General features: G+C 70.7%; 21 protein-coding genes. 13 read left to right on the forward strand and 8 right to left on the reverse strand.

All coding sequences use genetic code 11. The features are described from left to right. Positions 1–3: 3 nt before the first annotated feature. Entirely contained in the window at positions 4–450 is a 447-nt protein-coding gene (locus P6281_RS20660) for a DUF3499 domain-containing protein (RefSeq protein ID WP_193375011.1), read from the reverse strand. Positions 451–651: 201 nt separating this feature from the next. Between P6281_RS20660 and P6281_RS20665 the strand changes: the two genes are divergently transcribed. Next, entirely contained in the window at positions 652–1,074 is a 423-nt protein-coding gene (locus P6281_RS20665; protein ID WP_009955382.1) for a metallopeptidase family protein, read from the forward strand. Between the two features lie 16 nt (positions 1,075–1,090). Here P6281_RS20665 and P6281_RS20670 read toward each other — a convergent pair whose 3' ends face one another. Next, the gene (locus tag P6281_RS20670; protein WP_014380966.1) at positions 1,091–1,429 is read right to left on the reverse strand and encodes a WhiB family transcriptional regulator; all 339 of its coding nucleotides are present in this window, start codon (positions 1,427–1,429) and stop codon (positions 1,091–1,093) included. A gap of 389 nt (positions 1,430–1,818) precedes the next feature. On the opposite strand from P6281_RS20670, the gene cofD reads away from it, so the two are divergent. Genes cofD through P6281_RS20690 form a run of 4 tightly spaced genes read left to right on the forward strand, consistent with a single transcriptional unit; the run spans position 1,819 to position 6,338 of the window. Next, positions 1,819–2,820 (forward strand): 2-phospho-L-lactate transferase, encoded by a 1,002-nt coding sequence (cofD, locus tag P6281_RS20675; RefSeq protein ID WP_095580546.1) that lies wholly within the window; start codon positions 1,819–1,821, stop codon positions 2,818–2,820. Further along, a complete protein-coding gene (locus P6281_RS20680; protein ID WP_324738506.1) occupies positions 2,817–4,169 on the forward strand; it encodes a coenzyme F420-0:L-glutamate ligase in 1,353 nt (450 codons plus the stop codon). Before cofD ends, P6281_RS20680 begins: the two co-directional genes overlap by 4 nt. Positions 4,170–4,197: 28 nt before the next feature. After that, the gene (locus P6281_RS20685) at positions 4,198–5,796 is read left to right on the forward strand and encodes a class I SAM-dependent methyltransferase (RefSeq protein ID WP_324738507.1); all 1,599 of its coding nucleotides are present in this window, start codon (positions 4,198–4,200) and stop codon (positions 5,794–5,796) included. Next, a complete protein-coding gene (locus tag P6281_RS20690) occupies positions 5,793–6,338 on the forward strand; it encodes an NUDIX hydrolase (RefSeq protein ID WP_014385681.1) in 546 nt (181 codons plus the stop codon). Before P6281_RS20685 ends, P6281_RS20690 begins: the two co-directional genes overlap by 4 nt. Before the next feature lie 54 nt (positions 6,339–6,392). Here the strand turns inward: P6281_RS20690 and P6281_RS20695 are convergent, their stop codons facing one another. Genes P6281_RS20695 through rfbD form a run of 3 tightly spaced genes read right to left on the reverse strand, consistent with a single transcriptional unit; the run spans position 6,393 to position 9,241 of the window. Continuing rightward, on the reverse strand, positions 6,393–7,469 hold the full coding sequence (locus P6281_RS20695) for a sugar phosphate nucleotidyltransferase (protein WP_008259820.1): 1,077 nt from the start codon (positions 7,467–7,469) through the stop codon (positions 6,393–6,395). Position 7,470: 1 nt separating this feature from the next. Next, on the reverse strand, positions 7,471–8,361 hold the full coding sequence (locus P6281_RS20700) for a glycosyltransferase family 2 protein (protein ID WP_008259824.1): 891 nt from the start codon (positions 8,359–8,361) through the stop codon (positions 7,471–7,473). Further along, positions 8,354–9,241, reverse strand: coding sequence for a dTDP-4-dehydrorhamnose reductase (gene rfbD, locus P6281_RS20705; protein ID WP_014385682.1), 888 nt, complete (start codon positions 9,239–9,241; stop codon positions 8,354–8,356). Before rfbD ends, P6281_RS20700 begins: the two co-directional genes overlap by 8 nt. A 125-nt stretch (positions 9,242–9,366) precedes the next feature. Here rfbD and P6281_RS20710 point away from each other — a divergent pair, with 125 nt between their 5' ends. From P6281_RS20710 to ctpC, 4 genes are all read left to right on the forward strand, one after another. Further along, positions 9,367–10,839 (forward strand): LCP family protein, encoded by a 1,473-nt coding sequence (locus tag P6281_RS20710; RefSeq protein ID WP_036389908.1) that lies wholly within the window; start codon positions 9,367–9,369, stop codon positions 10,837–10,839. A 6-nt stretch (positions 10,840–10,845) separates the two neighbouring features. Further along, positions 10,846–11,562, forward strand: coding sequence for a TIGR03089 family protein (locus P6281_RS20715; protein WP_014385683.1), 717 nt, complete (start codon positions 10,846–10,848; stop codon positions 11,560–11,562). A 107-nt stretch (positions 11,563–11,669) separates the two neighbouring features. Beyond that, complete coding sequence (locus tag P6281_RS20720) at positions 11,670–11,951, forward strand: DUF1490 family protein (protein WP_008259830.1); 282 nt, start codon at positions 11,670–11,672, stop codon at positions 11,949–11,951. 8 nt (positions 11,952–11,959) lie between these two features. After that, positions 11,960–14,176: a manganese-exporting P-type ATPase CtpC gene (gene ctpC / locus P6281_RS20725; protein ID WP_014383193.1), complete on the forward strand. Its 2,217-nt coding sequence runs from the start codon at positions 11,960–11,962 to the stop codon at positions 14,174–14,176. Positions 14,177–14,182: 6 nt separating this feature from the next. On the opposite strand, the gene P6281_RS20730 is transcribed toward ctpC, so the two are convergent. Beyond that, positions 14,183–14,833, reverse strand: coding sequence for a cation transporter (locus P6281_RS20730; RefSeq protein ID WP_014385684.1), 651 nt, complete (start codon positions 14,831–14,833; stop codon positions 14,183–14,185). A 158-nt stretch (positions 14,834–14,991) separates the two neighbouring features. On the opposite strand from P6281_RS20730, the gene P6281_RS20735 reads away from it, so the two are divergent. Beyond that, complete coding sequence (locus P6281_RS20735) at positions 14,992–15,906, forward strand: class I SAM-dependent methyltransferase (protein WP_014385685.1); 915 nt, start codon at positions 14,992–14,994, stop codon at positions 15,904–15,906. A gap of 15 nt (positions 15,907–15,921) precedes the next feature. Next, positions 15,922–17,118: a CaiB/BaiF CoA transferase family protein gene (locus P6281_RS20740; RefSeq protein WP_014942813.1), complete on the forward strand. Its 1,197-nt coding sequence runs from the start codon at positions 15,922–15,924 to the stop codon at positions 17,116–17,118. A gap of 3 nt (positions 17,119–17,121) precedes the next feature. Here the strand turns inward: P6281_RS20740 and P6281_RS20745 are convergent, their stop codons facing one another. Both P6281_RS20745 and pstS (P6281_RS20750) read right to left on the reverse strand, forming a co-directional pair. Then, positions 17,122–19,107, reverse strand: coding sequence for a serine/threonine-protein kinase PknD (locus P6281_RS20745; protein WP_014385687.1), 1,986 nt, complete (start codon positions 19,105–19,107; stop codon positions 17,122–17,124). A 15-nt stretch (positions 19,108–19,122) separates the two neighbouring features. After that, a complete protein-coding gene (pstS, locus tag P6281_RS20750; RefSeq protein ID WP_041785177.1) occupies positions 19,123–20,229 on the reverse strand; it encodes a phosphate ABC transporter substrate-binding protein PstS in 1,107 nt (368 codons plus the stop codon). Positions 20,230–20,413: 184 nt separating this feature from the next. On the opposite strand from pstS (P6281_RS20750), the gene P6281_RS20755 reads away from it, so the two are divergent. Together P6281_RS20755 and pstS (P6281_RS20760) are read left to right on the forward strand one after the other, a co-directional pair. Continuing rightward, positions 20,414–21,208 (forward strand): ATP-binding cassette domain-containing protein, encoded by a 795-nt coding sequence (locus tag P6281_RS20755; protein ID WP_009953225.1) that lies wholly within the window; start codon positions 20,414–20,416, stop codon positions 21,206–21,208. Between the two features lie 36 nt (positions 21,209–21,244). Next, on the forward strand, positions 21,245–22,369 hold the full coding sequence (pstS, locus tag P6281_RS20760; protein WP_014385689.1) for a phosphate ABC transporter substrate-binding protein PstS: 1,125 nt from the start codon (positions 21,245–21,247) through the stop codon (positions 22,367–22,369). Positions 22,370–22,372: the final 3 nt, after the last annotated feature.

Genomic DNA, 22,372 nt, shown 5'->3' on the forward strand with positions numbered 1-22,372 from the left:
CGCCTAGTCGCTGGGATCGGGCAACACACGCAGGTGCCCGCGGCGCCTTCCGGACCGATGCTCCGGCGGGGCGAGCACGCTGCTGCTGGGCGCGGTGGCCTGGGTGCCGCCGTGATGGAGGTGCGGGTCGGCGAAGCCGTTCACGGGCGTTGGGGCGCCGCCGTACGGCGCGCCGCGATCCCCCGAACCTCCTTCGCGGACGGCGTCGGCCAGGGCGACCAGGTCGTCCTCGTCGGGGTGGGTGGGCAGGGGGCCGGCATGGCGCACCAGCTCCCATCCGCGGGGGGCGGTGATGCGGCCGGCGTGGTTGACGCACAGATCCCAGGAGTGCGGTTCCCGAGCGGTCGCCAGCGGGCCGACGACTGCCGTCGAGTCCGAATAGACGAACGTTAGGGTCGCCACGGCGTAGTGCGGGCACCCGGGCCGGCAACAGCGACGGGGAACGTTCACGCTCGAAAGGCTATCGTGCGCAAACGCCGCCGAAGCGCCGGACACGCGCAACCGGACGGCCGCCGATGTCCAACCGTTACCATCGGCCCAATGAGTGAATCCCGCGGCGATTCGCGCAGCTCCCCGCAAAGAGATCGGTTTTCGGACGGATCGGCTCCGCGCCGGCCCGCCGGCCATCGACGGTTCCGCCGGGGTCGCGAGATGCGCGGGGCGCTGCTGCCCCCCAGCGTGCCGGGGTGGCGCAGCCGCGCCGAGCGGTTCGACATGGCGGTGCTGGAGGCCTACGAGCCCATCGAGCGGAGCTGGCACGACCGGCTGGCCGACCTCGACGTGGCGGTCGATGAGATTCCGCGGATCGCGGCCAAGGATCCCGACAGCGTGCAGTGGCCGGCCGAGGTGATCGCCGACGGGCCGATCCCCCTGGCCCGGTTGATCCCGGCCGGTGTCGACATCCGCGGCAACTCCACGCGGGCGCGAATTGTCCTGTTCCGCAAGCCAATTGAGCGACGGGCGAAGGACACCATCGAACTCGGCGACTTGCTGCACGAAATCCTGGTGGCCCAGGTCGCCATCTATCTCGACGTTGAGCCATCGGTCATCGATCCGACGATCGACGACGAATAACGACGGTGCGCGGCTTTTAGATGATGCCGCGCTTGAGGCGGCGGCGCTCGCGTTCGGAGAGACCGCCCCAGATCCCGAAGCGCTCATCATGCTCGAGGGCGTACTCGAGGCACTCGTGGCGCACCTCGCAACCCAGGCAGATCTTCTTGGCCTCGCGGGTGGAACCACCCTTTTCCGGGAAGAAGGCCTCGGGGTCGGTCTGGGCGCACAGCGCCCGGTCCTGCCACTGGTCGGCGACGGGCGCCGGCAACGGCTCGGGCTCGAATGCGCCTGGCGCATCAGGAACCACGGTCAAATGCGGCCGGGCGGGTCGGGCCGGCGCCGAGTCGATCGGGGTGTGCGGCGTGCTCGCCATTGCGCCTCGAAAAGTTTCGTAAGACATACGGTCGTCCGCCTCCTCAGCTTGATTGAGAAAGAGTGATTGATTTCCCACTGTTCTGATGTACAGACAATTCGAACAAGTGATCGAATCTCGGTCTGCGACACCGGAGTCGGCCGGCCAACCGGGAAATGACACTGATGTGATTAGACACGGGTTGATCTGCCGGGTCAAGCACTTCGGCGCATTTCCATACCATCTCGTGATCGAATTTCGGCGTTTCTGTTGCTTTGGGCCGTCGGCGTGTTGATCACATAGCTCACAACTTCCCCACAAGTCGTGGGGAGCCCCGACTTTGAGGCAGGCCCGACGGGCCCACCACCGCACGCTCGTCGGGCAGTACTGTCGTGCTGTGTGAGGCTCAAGTGAAGGTCACCGTCCTGGTCGGTGGGGTTGGCGGCGCCCGCTTCCTGCTGGGGATTCAACAGTTGTTCGGGCTGGGTCAGTTTCACACGCAAGGGCGCCCAGACACGAAAGCCGGCAGTCACGAGCTGACGGCGATCGTCAACGTTGGCGATGACGCCTGGATCCACGGACTGCGAGTCTGCCCCGATTTGGACACCTGCATGTACACCTTAGGTGGAGGTGTCGACCCGGAGCGAGGGTGGGGGCACCGCGACGAAACCTGGCACGCCAAAGAGGAATTGGCGCGCTACGGGGTGCAGCCGGACTGGTTCGGACTCGGCGACCGCGACCTGGGCACCCACCTGGTGCGCACCCAGATGCTCAACGCCGGCTACCCGCTGTCACAGATCACTACGGCGCTGTGCGACCGCTGGCAACCGGGCGCGCGGCTGCTGCCCGTCACCGACGACCGCTGCGAGACGCACGTGGTGATAACCGATCCCGACGACGGCAGCCGGCGGGCCATCCACTTCCAGGAATGGTGGGTGCGCTACCGCGCCCAGGTGCCCACCCACAGCTTCGCGTTCGTCGGCGCCGAAAAGGCAGCGGCCACAACCGAAGCCACAGCGGCCATCGCCGAGGCCGACGTCATCCTGCTGGCCCCGTCGAATCCGGTGGTGAGCGTCGGCGCCATCCTGGCGGTCCCCGGCGTTCGCGGCGCGCTGCGGGCGTCCAAGGCCCCGGTCGTCGGCTACTCGCCGATCATCGGTGGAAAGCCGTTGCGCGGCATGGCCGATGCCTGCCTGTCGGTGATCGGCGTCGAGTCCACCGCCGAGGCCGTCGGCCGCCACTACGGCGCGCGTCGGGGCACCGGCATCCTGGATGGCTGGCTGGTGAGTGAAGGCGACGGCGCCGACATCGAGGGCGTCGCGGTGCGCTCGGTGCCGCTGGTGATGACCGACCCCGAGGCGACCGCCGAGATGGTCCGCGCCGGGCTGGAGCTGGCGGGGGTGGCGCCATGACCCCCTCCCCCGGCGAGCACGGCACCGCCGCCGCGATCGAGATCCTGCCCGTCGCCGGGCTGCCCGAATTCCGGCCGGGCGACGATCTGGGCGCGGCCGTCGCCGCGGCCGCGCCGTGGCTGCGCGACGGCGACGTCGTGGTGGTCACCAGCAAGGCGGTGTCCAAATGCGAGGGCCGGCTGGTGCCGGCGCCCCGCGACCCGGAGGAGCGCGATCGGCTGCGGCGCAAGCTGGTCGACGACGAGGCCGTTCGGGTGCTGGCCCGCAAGGGCAAGACCTTGATCACCGAGAGCCGGATCGGGCTGGTGCAGGCCGCCGCGGGCGTGGACGGCTCCAACGTCGGGCGCGACGAGCTGGCCCTGCTGCCCGTCGACCCGGACGGCAGCGCCGCCACGCTGCGCGCCGCGCTGCGCGAGCGGCTCGGCGTCGAGGTCGCCGTCGTCATCACCGACACCATGGGCCGCGCCTGGCGCAACGGCCAGACCGACGCGGCGGTGGGCGCCGCGGGACTGGCTGTGCTGCACGGCTATTCGGGGGCGCTCGACCAGCACGGCAACGAGTTGCTGGTCACCGAGGTCGCGATCGCCGACGAGATCGCCGCGGCCGCCGACCTGGTCAAGGGCAAACTGACCGCGATGCCGGTGGCGGTGGTGCGCGGCCTGTCCGTGACCGACGACGGCTCGACGGCACGGGACTTGTTGCGGCCCGGCACCGAAGACCTGTTCTGGCTCGGCACGGCCGAGGCGATCGACATGGGACGCCGCGAGGCGCAGCTGCTGCGCCGATCGGTGCGCCGGTTCAGCGCCGAGCCGGTCCCGGCCGATCTGGTGGAGGCGGCCGTCGCCGAGGCCCTCACCGCGCCAGCCCCCCACCACACCCGCCCGGTGCGGTTCGTCTGGCTGCAGCACCCGGGCACCCGGGCCCGGCTGCTGGACCGCATGAAGGACAAGTGGCGCAGCGACCTCGCCGGCGACGGCAGGCCCGCCGAGGCCATCGAGCGCCGGGTGGCGCGCGGCCAGATCCTCTACGACGCGCCCGAAGTCGTCATCCCGATCCTGGTTCCCGACGGCGCCCACTCCTATCCGGACGCCGCCCGCACCGACGCCGAGCACACCATGTTCACCGTGGCCGTCGGGGCGGCCGTGCAGGCCCTGCTGGTCGCGCTGGCGGTGCGCGGGCTGGGCAGCTGCTGGATCGGGTCGACGATCTTCGCCGCCGACCTGGTGCGCGCCGAGCTCGACCTGCCCGCCGACTGGGAGCCGTTGGGCGCCGTCGCCATCGGCTACGGCGCCGAGCCCGCCGGCCCGCGCGACGCCGCGGATCCCGGGGACCTGCTGATCCGCAAGTGAGCCGTCGTTTTTCCGAGATACTAAGCCCATGAACTTCGCGGGCAAGGCGGCGGTTTCGGCCGACAAGGTCCGCGGCGGCTACTACACCCCGGCACCGGTGGCGCGCTTTTTGGCCAGCTGGGTTCGCGAGGCCGGCCCCAAGATCGTCGAACCCTCCTGCGGTGACGGCGCGATCCTGCGCGAGCTGGCCGCGCTCAGCGACCGGGCCCACGGCGTCGAGCTGATCGCGCGCGAGGCGGCCAAGGCCCGCCGGTTCGCGCCCGTCGACACCGACAGCCTGTTCACCTGGATTGCCCGCGCCGCCGAAGCCGGCGCCGGCGGCTGGGACGGGGTCGCCGGCAATCCGCCCTACATCCGGTTCGGCAACTGGGCGTCCCAGCACCGCGACCCCGCCCTGGAGCTGATGCGCCGCGAGGGGCTGCGCCCGACCAGGCTGACCAACGCGTGGGTGCCGTTCGTCGTGGCCGCCACACTGCTGGTGCGCGACGGCGGGCGGGTGGGCCTGGTGCTGCCGGCCGAGCTGCTGCAGGTCTCCTACGCCGCGCCGCTGCGCGACTTTCTGGTGAGCCGATTCCGCGACATCACGCTGCTGACCTTCCAGCGCCTGGTGTTCGACGGCATCCTGCAAGAGGTCGTGCTGTTCTGCGGCGTAAGGGGCACGGGCGGGTCCGGCCCCGCCCGCATCCGGACCGTGCACCTACGGGACCCCGACGCGCTGGCGCGGGCGGACCTCGACGGCGGATGGGCGCCCGCGCTGCTGCACGAAAACGAGAAGTGGACCAAGTACTTTCTGGACCCCGCCGCGATCCGGCTGCTGCGCGCGCTCAAGGGCTCCGGCGCCCTGCTCCCGCTCGGGTCCGTCGCCGAGGTCGACGTCGGCATCGTGACCGGGCGCAACGCGTTTTTCACCCTGACCGACGCCCAGGCGGCGGAGCTGGGTTTGCGGCCGCACTGCGTCCCGCTGGTCTCGCGCAGCGCCCAGCTGTCCGGGCTGGTCTACGACACCGATTGCCGGGCAAGCGATCTCGCGGCCGGGCACCGCGGCTGGCTGCTCAACGCGCCACGCGAGCCGGCCGATCCCGCGTTGATCGCCCACATCCGCGCCGGGGAAGCCGCCGGCGTGCACCGCGGCTACAAGTGCTCGATCCGCACGCCCTGGTGGCGGACGCCGTCGCTGTGGGCGCCGGATCTGTTCCTGCTGCGCCAGATTCACCGGGCGCCGCGGCTGACCGTCAACGGCGTGGGCGCGGTGAGCACCGACACCGTGCATCGGGTGCGCCTGCCCGGTGAGGACCCCGTCGACCCGGCGGCGCTGGCCGCGGTGTTCCACAACAGCGTGACGTTCGCCTTCGCCGAGATCATGGGCCGCAGCTACGGCGGGGGCGTGCTGGAGCTCGAACCCCGCGAGGCCGAGCAGCTGCCCATCCCCGCGCCGGCACACGCCGATCCCGACCTCGCCGTCGATGTGGACCTGCTGTTGAAGGCGGGCGAGATCGACAAGGCGCTCGACCTCGTCGACCGTCGCGTGCTGATCGACGGGCTGGGACTGCCGGCCGAGGCGGTGGCGGACTGCCGCCGGGCGTGGGCATCGCTGGCCGATCGCAGGAAACGGCGGGGCACCCGGTGAGCCTGCGGGAGTCGGTGATCGCGACCCTGTCCGGCTGGGAACCCCCCGACGCGGGCCAGGATTCGTTGCGGCACGCCGTCTTGGCGTTCGTCGCGGCCCGCGACGACGCGTGCCGCCGCGAGTGTGTGCCGGGGCATGTCACCGCGTCGGCGCTGGTGCTCGATGACGCCGGCGACCGGGTGCTGCTGACGTTGCACCGCCGCCTGGGCCGGTGGGTGCAGCTGGGCGGCCATTGCGACGACGATGACGCCGACATCGTCGCCGCGGCGTTGCGCGAGGCCACCGAGGAGTCCGGGGTCGACGGGCTGCGGATCGAGCCCGAATTGGCGGCCGTGCACGTGCACCCGGTGGTGTGCTCGCTGGGCGTGCCGACCCGGCATCTGGATTTGCAGTTCGTGGCGCACGCGCCGGCCGGCGCGCGGATCGCGATCAGCGACGAGTCGGAGGACCTGCGCTGGTGGCCCGCCGACGAGTTGCCGGAGGGCACCGATCACGCGCTGGCGTACCTGGTGTCGCGGGCGCTCGGTCGAGCGCCCGGCTAGCCGCACATTCGCAGCCGAGCGCCCGGCTAGCCGGGCACTCGTCGGGAACGGCCTTCAGACGTCGGACGAGTAGCGGATCCCGCCGTCGGGAATCGAGACGCCGGGCCACACCCGGGCGCCGCGCAGCAGTTCGCACCGCGCGCCGATGTCGGCGCCGTCGCCGATCACCCCGTCGCGGATCAGCGCCCGCGGGCCGATGCGCGCGCCGAACCCGATGATCGAGCGCTCGATGACGCTGCCCGCCTCGACCTTGGCGCCGTCGAAGACCACCGCGCCGTCGAGCCGGACGCCGGGCCCGATCTCGGCGCCGCGTCCCACCACGGTCCCGCCGATCAGCACCGCGCCCGGCGACACCGCCGCGCCGTCGTGCACCAGCTGCTCGCCGCGGTGGCCGTGCAGGGCGGGAGACGGCGCGATGCCGCGGACCAGATCCGCCGATCCCCGGACGAAGTCTTCCGGGGTGCCCATGTCGCGCCAGTAGCTGGCGTCGACGTAGCCGCAGACCTTGACGCCGGGATCGGACAGCAGCGCGGGGAACACCTCGCGCTCCACCGAAACCTCACGGCCGCGCGGGATCCGGTCGATCACGCGGCGCGAGAACACGTAGCAGCCGGCGTTGATCTGGTCGGTCGGCGGATCCTGCGTCTTCTCCAGGAAGGCGGTGACCCGGCCGTCCTCGGTGCTCACGCAGCCGAAGGCCCGCGGGTCGCCCACCCGCACCAGGTGCAGGGTGACGTCGGATTCCTGGGCGCGGTGGAAGTCGAGCATCTGGCCCAAATCGGCGCCGGAGAGCACGTCGCCGTTGAACACCATGGCGGTGTCGTGCCGCAGGTGGCCGGCGACGTTGGCGATGCCGCCGCCGGTGCCCAGCGGGCTCTCCTCGGTGACGTATTCGATCTGCAGGCCCAGCTTCGAGCCGTCACCGAACTCCGCCTCGAAGACGCCGGCCCGATACGACGTGCTCAAGATGACGTGCTCGATGCCCGCCGCGGCGACCCGCGACAGCAGATGGGTGAGGAACGGCAGTCCGGCCGTGGGCAGCATGGGCTTGGGCGCCGACAGCGTCAGCGGCCGCAGCCGGGTGCCCTTGCCGCCGACCAGGATCACGACGTCGACTTGTGGAGTTCCCACCTCAGTGTCGCCCTTCTACCAGTTTCGCCCGGCCCGACGCGCGCACCGCGCTGCGCACCATCAGGCGGGAACGTACCGCCAACGAGGCGCGCAGCGCCCAGCGCAGCGGCGCGCGCAACCAACCGGCATGCCGGTCGGCCAGAAACATATACGTGCTCTTGTGATGAGCGGCGAGGTGGCTGGCCGGGTCCCCGCCCGTGGAGTGGCCCTTGTGGTGCAGGACTTCCGCCGACGGCACGTAGACGGACAGCCAGCCCGCCTTGCCGAGCCGGTCGCCGAGGTCGACGTCCTCCATATACATGAAGTAGCGCTCGTCGAACCCGCCGATCTGGCCGAACGCCGACCGCCGCACCAGCAGGCACGACCCCGACAGCCAGCCCACCGGGCGCTCGCTCGGCTCCAGCCGCTCCTGGCGGTACGCCGCCGACCACGGGTTGGTTTTCCAGAACGGCCCGACGACCGCGTGCATGCCGCCGCGGATCAGGCTGGGCAGGTGCCGCGCCGACGGATACACCGAGCCGTCGGGATCGCGGACCAGCGGGCCCAGCGCACCGGCGCGCGGCCAGCGCGACGCGGCGTCCAGCAGGGCGTCGATGCTGCCCGGTCCCCACTGCACGTCCGGGTTGGCCACGATCACCCACTCGTCGTCGCGGTCCAGCTGCGCGACGGCGCGATTCACCGCGGTGCCGTAGCCGAGGTTGGCTCCGGTGTGAAACAGCCGCACGTTGGGATAGCGATCGACCGCCGCCTGCGGGGTGCCGTCGGTGGAGCCGTTGTCGGCCAGCAGCACGCACACCTCCCGCTCCGTGGCCAGCGACAGCGAGGCCAGGAAGCGCTCCAGATGCGGGCCCGGCGAGTAGGTCACCGTCACGACCGGCAGCACGTCAGTCACGCGTAGAGGGTAACGGTCGATCGGCCGCGGCCAGGGCCGCGACAAGCGCGGGGCGCCAGGGCCGCAGCGGCCGCAGCCCGGCCGCCGCGGACTGGCCACCCGACAGCGCGGAGTAGGCCGGCCGCGGCGCCGGCCGGGGAAAGCGGTCGGTGCCGACCGGACGCACCCGCGCCGGGTCGGCGCCGCACTCCTCGAAGACGGCGCGGGCCTGCTCGAACCGCGAGACCGCGCCCTCGTTGGCGGCGTGCAGGATCGGGCCGGGCACGCGGTCGTCGACGATCTGCAGCAGCGCGGCGGCCAGGTCGCCGACGTAGGTCGGCGAGCCGATCTGGTCGTCGACCACGTCCACCGGGCCGTCCCCGGCGGCCAGCCGGCGCATGACGGCGACGAAGTCCTTGCCGGCGCCGCCGGTGTAGACCCAGGCGGTGCGGACGACGACCGCCTCGGGCAGCGCGGCCAGGACGGCCTGCTCCCCCGCGGCCTTGCTGCGGGCGTACACGCCCTGCGGCGCGGTCTGATCGCTGGGCTCGTACGGCCGCGGTGCGGCGCCGCCGAAATCGCCGTTGAAGACGTAGTCGGTGGAGACGTGGATCAACTGGGCGCCGGCCCGCGCGCAGGCCCGCGCGATGTGCCCGGGACCGGCCTCGTTGACCGCGAAGGCGCCCGCCTCGTCGGTCTCGGCGCCATCGACGTCTGTGTAGGCCGCGCAGTTGATCACCACGTCACCGCGCTGCACGATCCGTTCGGCGGCCGCGGGGTCGGTGATGTCCCACTGCGACGACGAATGCGCCAGGACCTCCCGGCCCTGATCCGCCGCCAGCGAGCTCAAATAGCCGCCCAGCTGCCCACCGGCGCCGGCGATCACGATCCTGCCTGACATGGTTCGAGTTTGGCATGGCCCGGCGAAGCCCAGAAAAGCGCGGGGCCCAAGAAATCGCGGGGTAGCGCGGGCCACGCCGCGATCGGCTACCCGTGAAGCTCGTGTGTCGCAAGTAATGTAGTGGGATGCCTGTGCAACGTGTGGTTCGTGTGATTGCCACCGTGCTGACGCTCGCGGTCGTCGTCGGCACCGGGATCGCGTGGAGCAATGTCCGGTCCTTCGAAGACGGCATCTTTCACATGTCGGCGCCCTCGCTGGGCAAGGGCGGCGACGACGGCGCGATCGACATCCTGTTGGTCGGCCTCGACAGCCGCACCGACGCGCACGGCAACCCGCTGTCCCAAGAGGAACTGGACACGCTGCGGGCCGGCGACGAGGAAGCCACCAACACCGACACGATCATCCTGATCCGGATCCCCAACAACGGGAAGTCGGCAACCGCGATCTCGATCCCGCGCGACTCCTACGTCGCCGCCCCCGGCCTGGGCAAGACGAAGATCAACGGCGTCTACGGCCAGACCCGGGAGGCCAAGCGCGCCAGCCTGGTCCGCGCCGGCGACGCCGCGGCGGACGCGGCCGCCCAGGGCACCGAGGCCGGCCGCGAGGCGCTGATCAAGACCGTCGCCGACCTGACCGGCGTCACCGTCGACCACTACGCCGAGATCGGCCTGCTCGGCTTCTCGCTGATCACCGAGGCCCTCGGCGGCGTCGACGTCTGCCTCAAAGAGCCGGTGTTCGAGCCCCTTTCGGGTGCCGACTTCCCGGCGGGCCCGCAACGGCTCAGCGGCCCCGAAGCCCTCAGCTTCGTGCGCCAGCGCCACGAACTGCCGCGCGGCGACCTGGACCGGGTGGTGCGCCAGCAGGTGGTGATGGCCTCGCTGGCCCACCGGGTCATCTCCGGCAAGACGCTGTCCAGCCCCACCACGGTGCGGCGCCTGGAAGCCGCCGTGCAGCGTTCGGTGGTGATCTCGGCCGGGTGGGACGTGATGGATTTCGTGCAGCAGATGCAGAAGCTGGCCGGCGGCAACGTCGCGTTCGCCACCATCCCGGTGCTCGACGGCGCCGGCTGGAGCGACGACGGCATGCAGAGCGTGGTGCGGGTGGACCCGCACCAGGTGGCCGACTGGGTGAACGGACTCCTGCACGAGCAGGAGGAGGGCAAGACCGAGGAGATCGCCTACACGCCCGCGAAGACCACCGCCAGCGTCGTCAACGACACCGACATCAACGGGCTGGCCGCGGCCGTGTCAGACGTGTTGAGCGCCAAGGGTTTTGCCACGGGCACGGTGGGCAACAACGACGGCGGGCACGTCAAGGCCAGCCAGGTCCGCGCCGCCAAGAGCGACGACATGGGGGCCAAGGAGGTCTCCAAGGAATTGGGTGGGCTGCCGGTGATCGCCGACGCCTCGCTGGCGCCGGGCGCGGTGCGGGTGGTGCTGGCCAACGACTACAGCGGCCCGGGCTCGGGCCTGTCGGGCACCGAGACGATCATGCCCGCGCGGGTGTCCACCGCCGGCGCGGTGGCCACCAACCCCAACGTCCCCCCGCCGTCGCCGATCCTGACCGCCGGCTCCGACAAACCGGAGTGCATAAACTAACGACCCGTGCAGCAACCGAGCACGCTGAGCGGGGCCATCCTCGATCCGATGTTGCGGGCCGACCCGGTCGGCCCGCGGATCACCTACTACGACGACGCGACCGGCGAGCGCATCGAGTTGTCCGGGGTGACGCTGGCCAACTGGGCCGCCAAGACCGGCAACCTGTTGCGCGACGAACTGGGGGCCGGGCCGGCCAGTCGCGTCGCGATCCTGCTGCCCGCGCACTGGCAGACGGCCGCGGTGCTGTTCGGGGTGTGGTGGATCGGCGCCGAGGCGGTGCTGGCGGGGCCGGCCGACCTGGCGCTCTGCACCACCGAGCGCCTTGACGAAGCCGACGACGCGGTGGCCGGGGGCGAGGTCGCGGTGCTGTCGCTGGACGCGTTCGGCCGCCCGGCACCCGACCTGCCGATCGGTGTGACCGACTACGCCACCGCGGTGCGGGTGCACGGCGACCAGATCGTTCCCGAACCGCGCCCGGGGCCCGCGCTGGGTGGCCGCTCGGTCGACGACGTGCTGGCGGATTGTCAAACATCCGCGGCGGCAAGGGGTTTGACGTCGAGCGACCGCGTGCTGTCCGGCAAGCCGTGGACCGAACCCGCCGAGCTGGTGGACAACCTGCTGGCGATCATGGCCGTCGGCGCCTCGCTGGTGCAGGTGGCCAACGCCGATCCGGACGCGCAGTCGCGCCGCATCGAGACCGAAAAGGTCACCCGGGTGCTCTGAGGCGGCGCCACCCGCCCCGGCACGATTCATATTGATATCGCAATATTTCGATGTTAACGTCGAGCGAGCACGGGCTGAACACGCGGACGACGAGGAAGGTTGCGGCAATGGCGGTGTACGGGCTCTTGGCGAAGGCGGCGGGGACGGTCGTCACCGGGCTGGTCGGCGTGACGGCCTACGAGGTGGTGCGCAAGGCCGTGGCCAAGGCGCCGCTGCACGAGACCGCGGTGAAGGGCGCCGAGCTCGGTCTGCGCGGCACCCGCAGGGCCGAGGAGGCCGCCGAGTCGGCGCGCCTGCGCCTCGCCGACGTCATGGCCGAGGCCCGCGAGCGCATCGGCGAGGAGGCGCCCACGCCGTCGATCGCAGAACCCCACGACCACGAGCACTGATCGCCGCTATGGACCTCGCCCTAGTCCCCGACGTTGACGACGAGGTGCGGGCGAAAGACCCCGCGCTGCAGGTGATTTCCGACGCCGCCGGACGTATGCGGGTCGCGGTCGCCTGGGTGCGCGCCGATTCGCGGCGCGCCGTGGCGGTCGAGGAGGCCGTCGCCAAGTGCGAGGGCGTGCGCGTGGTGCACGCCTACCCGCGCACCGGGTCGGTGGTCGTCTGGTATTCGCCGCGGCGCTGCGACCGCTCCTCGGTGCTGGCGGCCATCGGCGACGCGGCGCACGTCGCCGCCGAACTGATCCCGGCGCGCGCGCCGCACTCCACCGAGATCCGCAACGCCGACGTGCTGCGCATGGTGATCGGCGGCGCGGCGCTGGCGCTGCTCGGGATGCGCCGCTACGTGTTCGCGCGGCCGCCGCTGCTCGGCCCCAGCGGCCGGCTGTTCGCCACCGGTGTCACCGTCTTCACCGGCTACCCCTTCCTGCGCGGCGCGCTGCGCTCGCTGCGCTCCGGCAAGGCCGGGACCGACGCGCTGGTCTCCGCGGCGACCGTGGCGAGCCTGGTGCTGCGGGAGAACGTGGTCGCGCTGACGGTGCTATGGCTGCTCAACATCGGTGAGTACCTGCAGGATCTGACGCTGCGACGGACCCGTCGGGCCATCTCGGAGTTGCTGCGCGGCAACCAGGACACGGCGTGGCTGCGGCTCGACGACGGCCCCACCCCGCGCGAGGTCCAGGTGCCGATCGACACCGTGCAGATCGGCGACGAGGTCGTGGTGCACGACCACGTCGCGATCCCGGTCGACGGCGAGGTGGTCGACGGCGAGGCCGTCGTCAACCAGTCCGCGATCACCGGGGAGAACCTGCCGGTCAGCATCGTGGCCGGCGCGCACGTGCACGCAGGTTCGGTGGTGGTGCGCGGACGCCTGGTGGTGAGGGCCAGCGCGGTCGGCAACCAGACCACCATCGGGCGCATCATCGCCCGGGTCGAAGAGGCGCAACACGACCGGGCGCCGATTCAGACCGTCGGCGAAAACTTCTCCCGCCGTTTCGTTCCCACCTCGTTCATCGTCTCGGCCATCACGCTGGCGATCACCGGTGACGTCCGCCGGGCGATGACGATGCTGCTGATCGCCTGCCCGTGCGCGGTGGGTTTGGCCACCCCGACGGCGATCAGCGCGGCGATCGGCAACGGCGCGCGCCGCGGCATCCTGATCAAGGGCGGTTCGCACCTCGAGCAGGCCGGCCAGGTGGACGCGATCGTGTTCGACAAGACCGGCACGCTCACCGTCGGACGCCCGGTGGTCACCAACATCATTGCGCTGCACAAGGACTGGCAGCCCGAACAGGTGCTGGCCTACGCGGCCAGCTCGGAGATCCACTCGCGGCACCCGCTGGCCGAGGCGGTGATCCGCTCCACCGAGGAACGCCACATCACCATCCCGCCGCACGAGGAGTGCGAGGTGCTGGTCGGGCTGGGCATGCGGACCTGGGCCGACGGCCGGACCCTGCTGCTGGGCAGCCCCGGGCTGCTGCGCTCCGAAAAGGTCAGGGTGTCCAAGAAGGCGTCGGAATGGGTGGACAGGCTGCGCCGCCAGGCCGAGACGCCGCTGCTGCTGGCCGTCGACGGCACGCTGGTGGGTTTGATCAGCCTGCGCGACGAGGTGCGGCCGGAGGCCGCCGACGTGCTGAAGAAGCTGCGCGCCAACGGTATTCGCCGGGTGGTCATGCTCACCGGGGATCACCCGGACATCGCCGAGGTGGTGGCGCGCGAACTCGGGATCGACGAGTGGCACGCCGAGGTGATGCCGGAGGACAAGCTCGCGGCGGTGCGCGAGCTGCAGGACGAGGGCTTCATCGTCGGGATGGTCGGCGACGGCATCAACGACGCGCCCGCGCTCGCGGCCGCCGACATCGGCATCGCGATGGGGCTGGCCGGAACCGACGTCGCCGTGGAGACCGCCGACGTGGCCCTGGCCAACGACGACCTGCATCGCCTGCTCGACGTGCGGGACCTCGGGGCCCGCGCCGTCGACGTCATCCGCGAGAACTACGGCATGTCCATCGCCGTCAACGCCGCCGGGCTGATCATCGGGGCGGGCGGCGCGCTGTCCCCGGTGCTGGCCGCGATCCTGCACAACGCGTCGTCGGTGGCGGTGGTGGCCAACAGCTCCCGGCTGATCAGATACCGGTTGGATGCGCCGCGCAACGGCAGCGGCAACTGACCCGGCTCAGCAGCCGCACTGCTCGCCGCGCCAGGCGCGCACGCCCTGCCACACGGCGACACCGGCGATCGCGAGCCCCACGGCGGGGTCGATCCACCAGGCGCTCGACCACAGCGCCGTCGCCGCGAGGCCGATCAGCACCCCGGCCGCCTGGGCGCCGCACAGGTAGTTCTGAATCCCCTCGGCCTCGGTGGCGCCCGAGCCCAGCCGCGCGCCCAAGCGGTGGTTCGCCCGGCCCAGCACCGGCATGAGCAGCAGGGCCAGGGCGGTCAGGGCGATGCCGATCATCGACGTCTCGGCGCGGTGTTCGCCGACCAGCTCGCGGATGGATTCGGCGGCGATGTACGGGGCGGTGAGCCAGAACGACACCGCGACGCCGCGTTGTGCGCGCCGCTCGGCGCTCGGGGAAAAGGTGCGCGCGCCGCTGAACCGCCACACCACCATCGCGCTGGCCAGCGCCTCCGACGCCCCGCCGAGGGCCCAGCCGGTCAGGGCGATGGAGCCGACCGAGAGCCCCTGCCACAGCCCGACGGCGCCCTCGACGAGCACCACGGCCAGGCTGATCCACGCCAGCCGGCGCGCCCACGCGGCGCCGCGCCGCCAGCCGGCGTCGTGCGCGGCGGTGCATTCCTGCGTCAGGGCGGCCGATGTGGTCATTGGGCCAGGTTAGCGAGCGCGCGGCGGGGCCGGGGTCGCAACACCCGGCCGTGATCGATCTGTGTCGCGCCGCCGGCACGGCGGGGCCCGGCCCGCCGGCCGCCGCCCGGCGTTGGTAGTTATTGTGGCTAACCAGTAGACCCGAAGGGATTTCCGCGATGGCGCGCACCGACGACGACACCTGGGACCTGGCGACCAGCGTGGGCGCGACCGCCACCATGGTGGCCGCGGGACGGGCCCGGGCCACCCGGGACGGCCTGATCGACGACCGGTTCGCCGAGCCGCTGGTCCGCGCGGTGGGCGTCGACTTCATGACCCGGTGGGCGGCCGGTGAACTCGACTCCGCCGACGTCGACGAGCCCGGTGCCGCGTGGGGCATGCAGCGCATGACCGACATGATGGCCGCCCGCACCCGCTACATCGACGCGTTCTTCGCCGAGGCGGGCGCGGCCGGCATCGGTCAGGTGGTCATCCTCGCCTCCGGCCTGGATGCGCGCGCCTACCGGTTGCCCTGGCCCGCGGGCACCACGGTGTTCGAGATCGACCAGCCGCAGGTGCTCGAGTTCAAGGCCGCCACCATCGCCGACCTCGGCGCCGAGCCGACCGCCGAGGTGCGCAACGTCCCGGTCGACCTGCGCCACGACTGGCCGTCGGCGCTGCGCCAGGCCGGCTTCGACGCCGGGCGACCCGCCGCCTGGGCCGCCGAGGGGCTGATCGGCTTCCTGCCGCCGGAAGCCCAGGATCGGTTGCTGGACAACATCACCGACCTGTCCGCCGACGGCAGCCAGTTGGTTGCCGAGGTGTTCGCGAACACAGGCACCAGCGGGGACGCGCTGAACGCGGCGAGCGAAAAGTGGCGGCAGGGCGGCCTCGACATCGCGCTGGGCGACCTGGGCTTCCCCGGGCCGCGCAACGACGTGGCGACCTACCTGCAGCAGAAGGGCTGGCAGCCGGTGCGCACGCCGCTGAATCAGCTGCTGGCCAACACCGGGCTCCCGCTGCAATCGACCGACCCCGAGGCGCCCTTCGCCCAGAACTACTACTGCACCGCGGTGCGCAGCGCGGCGCGTTGAGGAAGGCAGGCACCAGTGCCAAACAGCAAGCCACCCAAGCCACTTGACGGATTTCGGGTGCTCGACTTCACCCAGAACATCGCCGGGCCGATGGCCGGCCAGGTGCTGGCCGACCTGGGGGCCGAGGTCATCAAGGTCGAGGCGCCCGTCGGCGAGGCGGCCCGCCACATCACCGCGGTGCTGCCCGGCCGCCCGCCGCTGGCCACCCTGTTCCTCCCCCACAACCGCGGCAAGAAGTCGGTGATGGCGGACCTGCGCGACGACGAGGCCAAGCAGCAGATCATGCGGCTGGTCGACACCGCAGACGTTGTGCTGGAAGGGTTTCGGCCCGGGGTGATGGAACGCATGGGACTGGGACCCGACGAGCTGCAATCCCGCAACCCCAAACTCATCTACGCGCGCCTCTCGGCCTACGGCGGCAACGGCCCGGAGGGCAGCCGGCCCGGCGTGGACCTGATGGTCGCCGCCGAGTCCGGCATGACCACCGGGATGCCCACGCCCACCGGCAAACCCCAGATCATCCCGTTCCAGCTCGTCGACGCCGCCAGCGGACACGTGCTGGCGCAGGCGGTGCTGGCCGCGCTGCTCAACCGCGAGCGCCACGGCGTGGCCGACGTCGTGCGGGTCGCCATGTACGACGTCGCGGTCAGCCTGCAGGCCAGCCAGCTGACCATCCACCTGAACAAGCCCAACGCGGAACCCAAGCCGTCCGACTCAACGCCAAAGCCCAAGCGGCGCAAGGGTGTCGGGTTCGCCACCCAGCCGTCGGACGCCTTCAAGGCGGCCGACGGATACCTGGTGATCAGCGCGTACGTGCCCAAGCACTGGGACAAGCTGTGCGAGATCATCGGCCGCCCCGACATGCGCGACGACGAGCGGTTCATCGACCAGCGCGCCCGGGCGCTCAACTATCCGGAACTCACCGAGGAACTCGAGAAGGCGCTGGCCGCCAAGACCGCCGACGAATGGGTCCGGCTGCTGCAGGACGGCGGCCTGATGGCCTGCCACGCCTATACCTGGAAGCAGGTGGTCGGCACCGCGCTGTTCGCGGAGAACGAGCTCGCCCTGCCGGTCGGTGAGGGTGAGGACGCGGTCACGGTGATCCGCACCCCGGCACGCTATTCCAGCTTCGACGCCGACGCCACCGACCCTCCCCCGGCCCTCGGGCAGCACACCGAGGAGTATCTGGGCGCACCGCAACCCGCGTCGTGAGCCTCAGGGCGTCAGCTTGACCACCCGGTCGTTGCCGCGGTCGGCGATATAGACGCTTCGTTCCTTGTCGACCGCCACCGCCAAGGGCGTGTTGAGCCCGTCGAACGGCAGGACGGTCGGCGTGTTCGAGCCCGCCGGGAACTTCAGCACGTCGCTCTTGTCGTGTTCGGTGACGTAGACGGTGCCGCTGTTGTCCACCGCGATGCCCCACGGCACGGAGACGTTCTGAAATGGCAACTCCGCCTGGGTATTCGAATTGGCGTCGAGCTTGACGATCCTGTTGTTGTCGGTGTCGGCGACGTACACGGTGCCCGCGGCGTCGACGGCGACACCGTCGGGATTCATCAGTCCGTTGAACGGCAACTCGGTCTGGGTCTTGGATCCCGCCGCCAGCTTCACCACCCTGCTGTTGCCGCGGTCGGCGACGTACACCGCGCCCTGGCTGTCGACCGCGACGCCCTCGGGGTAGCTCAGACCGGAAAACGGCAGCACCTTCTGGTCGTTGGAGCCCGCGGCCAGGCTGACCACCCGGTTGTTGAAATCGGCGACGTACACCGTGCCGGCGCCGTCGACGGCCAGACCCTGCGGCTGGTAGAGCCCGTGGAACGGCAGCACCGTCGTGGCGTTCGAACCGGCCGTCAGCTTCACCACGCGCCCGTACATGCCCTCGCTGGTGACGTAGACGTCGCCGGCGCTGTCCAGCGCCACCCCGCCCGGGGACAGGCGGAAGTCAATCCCGTTGAAGGGCAACACACTTTGACCGGACGCCTCCTGTGCCGGCCCCGAGGACCGCGTGGACAGGTAACCGGCGACCGCCACGATGAACGCGACGAGGGCGACGAGCGCGATGGCGCCGACGATGATCCACTGCTTTCGCTTGCTGTCGATCGGCACGGCGGGACTCCTGAAGTCCGGCCCGGACCCGTAGGTGTGGCCGAACGTCGTTGGGGCGGGACGGATCAGCGAGGGGTGATGGCCGGAGCGCTCGGACCAGCCGGTGCCGCCGGGCCTCGGGGCCACCGGACCGGCCATGGTCTCGGCGGCGGGCCAGGACTGCGGCTCGCGCTCCGGGCGCTGGGCCGACGCCTCCGCACGCTGGACCGCGTCCTCCCCTTCGCGCAGGATTGTGGTCGCCTTGCGCTGCTCGGACGTGGTCAGCGCGTCATGCGCGGCGGCGGCGAATTCGCCCGCGGTGCGATAGCGCTCCTCGGGACGTTTGGCCATGCCCTTGGCGATCACCTGATCCAGGGCGGGCGGAAACGCCCCGGGGCGCAGTTGGCTGGGCGACGGGGGTGCCTTCGTCAGGTGCGCGGCGACCAGCCGTTCGATCGTGTCGGCCCGATACGGCGGCGAGCCGGTCAGGCACTCACTCAAAACGCATGCGAGCGAATAGATGTCGGCGCTGTGGGTGACGGTGTCGTCGGTGAAGCGTTCCGGCGCCATGTAGTAATACGTGCCGATCGCGGTCCCGAACTGGGTCAACCCCGGATCGGTTGCGGCCCGGGCGATTCCGAAATCCGCCAGGTACGCGAAGTCGCTGCCGGTGATCAGGATGTTGCCCGGTGTGACGTCGCGGTGCGTCACCCCGATGGCGTGCGCCGCGTCCAGGGCGGCCGCGACCTGGCTGATGATCGCGATCGCCCGCGGCGCGGCCAGCGGCCCGTCCCGGCGCAACAGCGTGCCCAGATCGACGCCGTCGACGAGGCGCATGTCCACATAGAAACGCCCGTCGATCTCGCCGTAGTCGTGGATCGGCACCACATGCGGTTCGGTCAGCCGTCCGGCGATATCGGCCTCGCGCTGCAGGCGCGCACGGAACTCCGAGTTGCCGGAGAACTGTTGTGAGATCAGTTTCAGGGCCACCATGCGGTGCTTGCGGGTGTCCTCGGCCTCGTACACCTCGCCCATGCCGCCCTGGCGCAGCAGGCGCACCAGCCGATAGGGCCCGAACCAGGACCCGGCCCGCGAGGCCGGTCCGCTATCGCTCACCGTCGAGTCTCCATGTCACGAAATCGCATTGACCGCACCCGACAGCTTCGCCGTGAACGAGCTGGGCAGCGGGATGGAACCGTACTGGTCCAGCCCCTCCTGGCCCGGCCCGATCGCGGCCTGCATGAACGCCTTCACCGCCTTGCCCGTCGCCGCGTCCGGGTACTTCGAACAGACGATTTCATAGGTCGCCAGCACGATCGGGTACGCGCCGGACTGTGTCGGCTTGTAGAACGACGAGGTGTCCAGCACCAGGTCGTTGCCCTGCCCCTTGAAGGTCGCCCCAGCGATCGTCTTCTCGACGGTGTCCTTGGTGATCGGCACCGCGTCCGGGCCCGCCGACGTGATGATCGACGCCATGTTCAGCTGCTTGCCCACCGCGAACGACCACTCGTTGTAGGTGATCGACCCCTCGGTGTTCTGCAGCAGCGCGGACGTGCCGTTGTTCCCGCTGGCGCCCTGCCCGACGCCGCCGTTGAACACCTCGCTGTCGCCCTTGCCCCAGGCGCCGTCCGACGCGCCGTCGAGGTACTTCTGGAAGTTGGCGGTGGTGCCGGATTTGTCGCTGCGGAAGATGACCGTGATGGGCGTCGACGGAAGGTTGAGGCCCGAGTTGATCGCCTTCAGCGCCGGATCGTCCCACTTGGTGATGGTTCCGTTGAAGATCTTCGCCACGGTGGGCCCGTCCAGTTTCAGCCCGCTCACCCCGGTCAGGTGATAGGTGACCGCGATCGGTCCGAACACCGTGGGCAGATCCCAGGCCTGCGAACCGCACCGCTGCGCCGCCCGGTCATTTTGACCGGTGGACGGGTCCAGCGGGACATCGGAACCGGCGAGATCCGTTTGGTTGTTCAGGAATTCGGTCACGCCGGCGCCGGAGCCGTTGGCGTCGTAATCGAGCGTGTAACCCGGGCAGGCCCGAACGTAGGCGTAGACGAACTGCTCGATGGCGTTTTGCTGCGCGGTCGAGCCGCTGTCTTTGAGGACCTTCTTACCGCCGCAGTCCACCGACGCCTGCTTGCCGCTCGATCCCGACGACGAGTTGTTGTCGCCGCATCCCGCCAGCGCCAGGGCGACGGCGGCCACCACGCTCAGGGCGACACCAGATCGAGCGAACCTCACGAAACTCCTTCGATCGTCAACAAAAGTTAACCAATCGCGAATATACAAACCCTTGACAAAGAATAAGAGGTTAATGGCCGGTGACCGCGTGCCGGACGCAAACACGTAGCATCGGTTGTCAATGCGTCGCGAACAACAGTTACCGGCCGCAGTTGCGGCTCCTGTCGCCGATGGTGGCCAGCTCATGCGGGCCGTCGACCTCACTTTGGGGTTCGGCCCCAAAACGGTCCTCGAGCAGGTCAGCCTCGACTTCCCCGCCCGTTCCGTCACCACCCTGCTGGGGCCGACCGGCTCGGGCAAGACCACCTTCCTGCGCACCCTGAACCGGATGAACGACAAGGTCTCCGGATTCCGGCACAGCGGTGACGTCCTGTTGGGCGGGCGCACCATCTTCGCCGACCGCGACCTGATGGAGTTTCGCCGCAGCGTGGGCATGCTGTTCCAGCGTCCCAACCCGTTCCCGATGTCGATCATGGACAACGTGGTGGCCGGCGTGCGCGCGCACAAAATGGCGCCGCGCAAGCAATTCAAAACTGTCGCCGAGGCCCGGCTCACCGAGGTCGGCCTCTGGGACGCGGTCAAGGATCGCCTCGGGGATTCGCCGTTCCGGCTCTCCGGTGGCCAGCAGCAGTTGTTGTGCCTGGCCCGCGCGCTCGCGGTCAACCCGGACGTGCTGTTGCTCGACGAGCCCACCTCGTCGCTGGACCCGACCACCACCGAGAAGATCGAGGGACTCATCCGCTCCCTCGCCGACCGGCTGACCGTGATCATGGTCACCCACGATCTCGCGCAGGCCGCCCGCACCGGCGACCGGACCGCCTTCTTTTTCGAGGGCAGGCTGGTCGAGGAGGGGCCGACCAAGCAGTTGTTCCTGTCGCCGCAGCACGAGGAGACCGTCCGCTACTTCGCGCCTTTCCGGCCGGCACAGGGCTCGGATCGGGGGTCCTCGCAGACGGCCGGTGTCGCGGAAAGCCAATAGCGGGAAAGGGTCTCGCCGGGAAGAGGAAGCGGGGACGTGAAGAGTCGTCTGGGTACGCTGCTGGGTCTGGTGGCCATCGCGCCGCCGGTCCTCGGGATCGCGGCTTGCGGTGCGCACGCGACGCGGGGGGCGCCGAGCACCGGGCCGGCCGCCGGCAGCGTCGCCACCGCCCCGGCGACGTCCACGATCGAGCTCTCCGAGACCGGCAGCACGCTGCTCTACCCGCTGTTCAGCGAGTGGGGCGCCGCCTACCGCGCCAAGCACCCGAACGTCACCGTCACCACCCAGGGCAGCGGCTCGGGCGCCGGGATCTCCCAGGCCGCCGCCGGGGCGGTCGTCATCGGCGCCTCCGACGCCTACCTGTCCGCGGGCGACATGGCCGCGCACAAGGGGCTGATGAACATCGCGCTCGCCATCTCGGCGCAGCAGGTCAACTACAACCTGCCCGGGGTGCATCAGCACCTCAAGCTCAACGGCAAGGTGCTGGCCGGCATGTACCGGGGCACGATCAAAACCTGGAACGACCCGCAGATCGCCGGCATCAACCCCGGCCTGCAGCTCCCCGCGATCCCGGTGGTGCCGCTGCACCGCTCCGACGGGTCCGGCAGCACGTTTCAGTTCACCCAGTACCTGTCCAAGCAGGACCCCGACGGCTGGGGCCGCTCGCCCGGGTTCGGCACCACCGTCTCCTTCCCGGCCGTGGGCGAAGCGCTGGGCGAGAACGGCGACGGCGCCATGGTGACCGGCTGCGCCGCGAACCCGGGGTGTGTGGCCTACACCAGCATCGGCTCGCTCGACGAGGCCGACCAGCACGGCCTCGGCGAGGCCAAGCTGGGCAACGCCTCCGGCAAATACCTACTGCCCAACGCCAAAAGCATTCAGGCCGCGGCCGCCGGCGTCGCCTCGAAAACCCCGGCGAACCAGGCGATTTCGCTGATCAACGGCCCGGCCACGGATGGGTACCCGATCGTCAACTACGAGTACGCGATCGTCAACGCGGACCAGCGCGACGACGCCACCGCCCAGACGCTGCAGGCGTTCCTGCACTGGGCGATCACCGAGGGCAACGGCCCGTCGTTTCTGGACAAGGTTCACTTCCAGCCGCTGCCGGCCGAGGTGGTGACGCTGTCGGACGCCCAGATCGCCAAGATCGGCGGATGAGCG

This window comes from Mycobacterium sp. 5-140-3-2 (assembly GCF_035666375.1).
GTDB lineage: Bacteria > Actinomycetota > Actinomycetes > Mycobacteriales > Mycobacteriaceae > Mycobacterium > Mycobacterium intracellulare.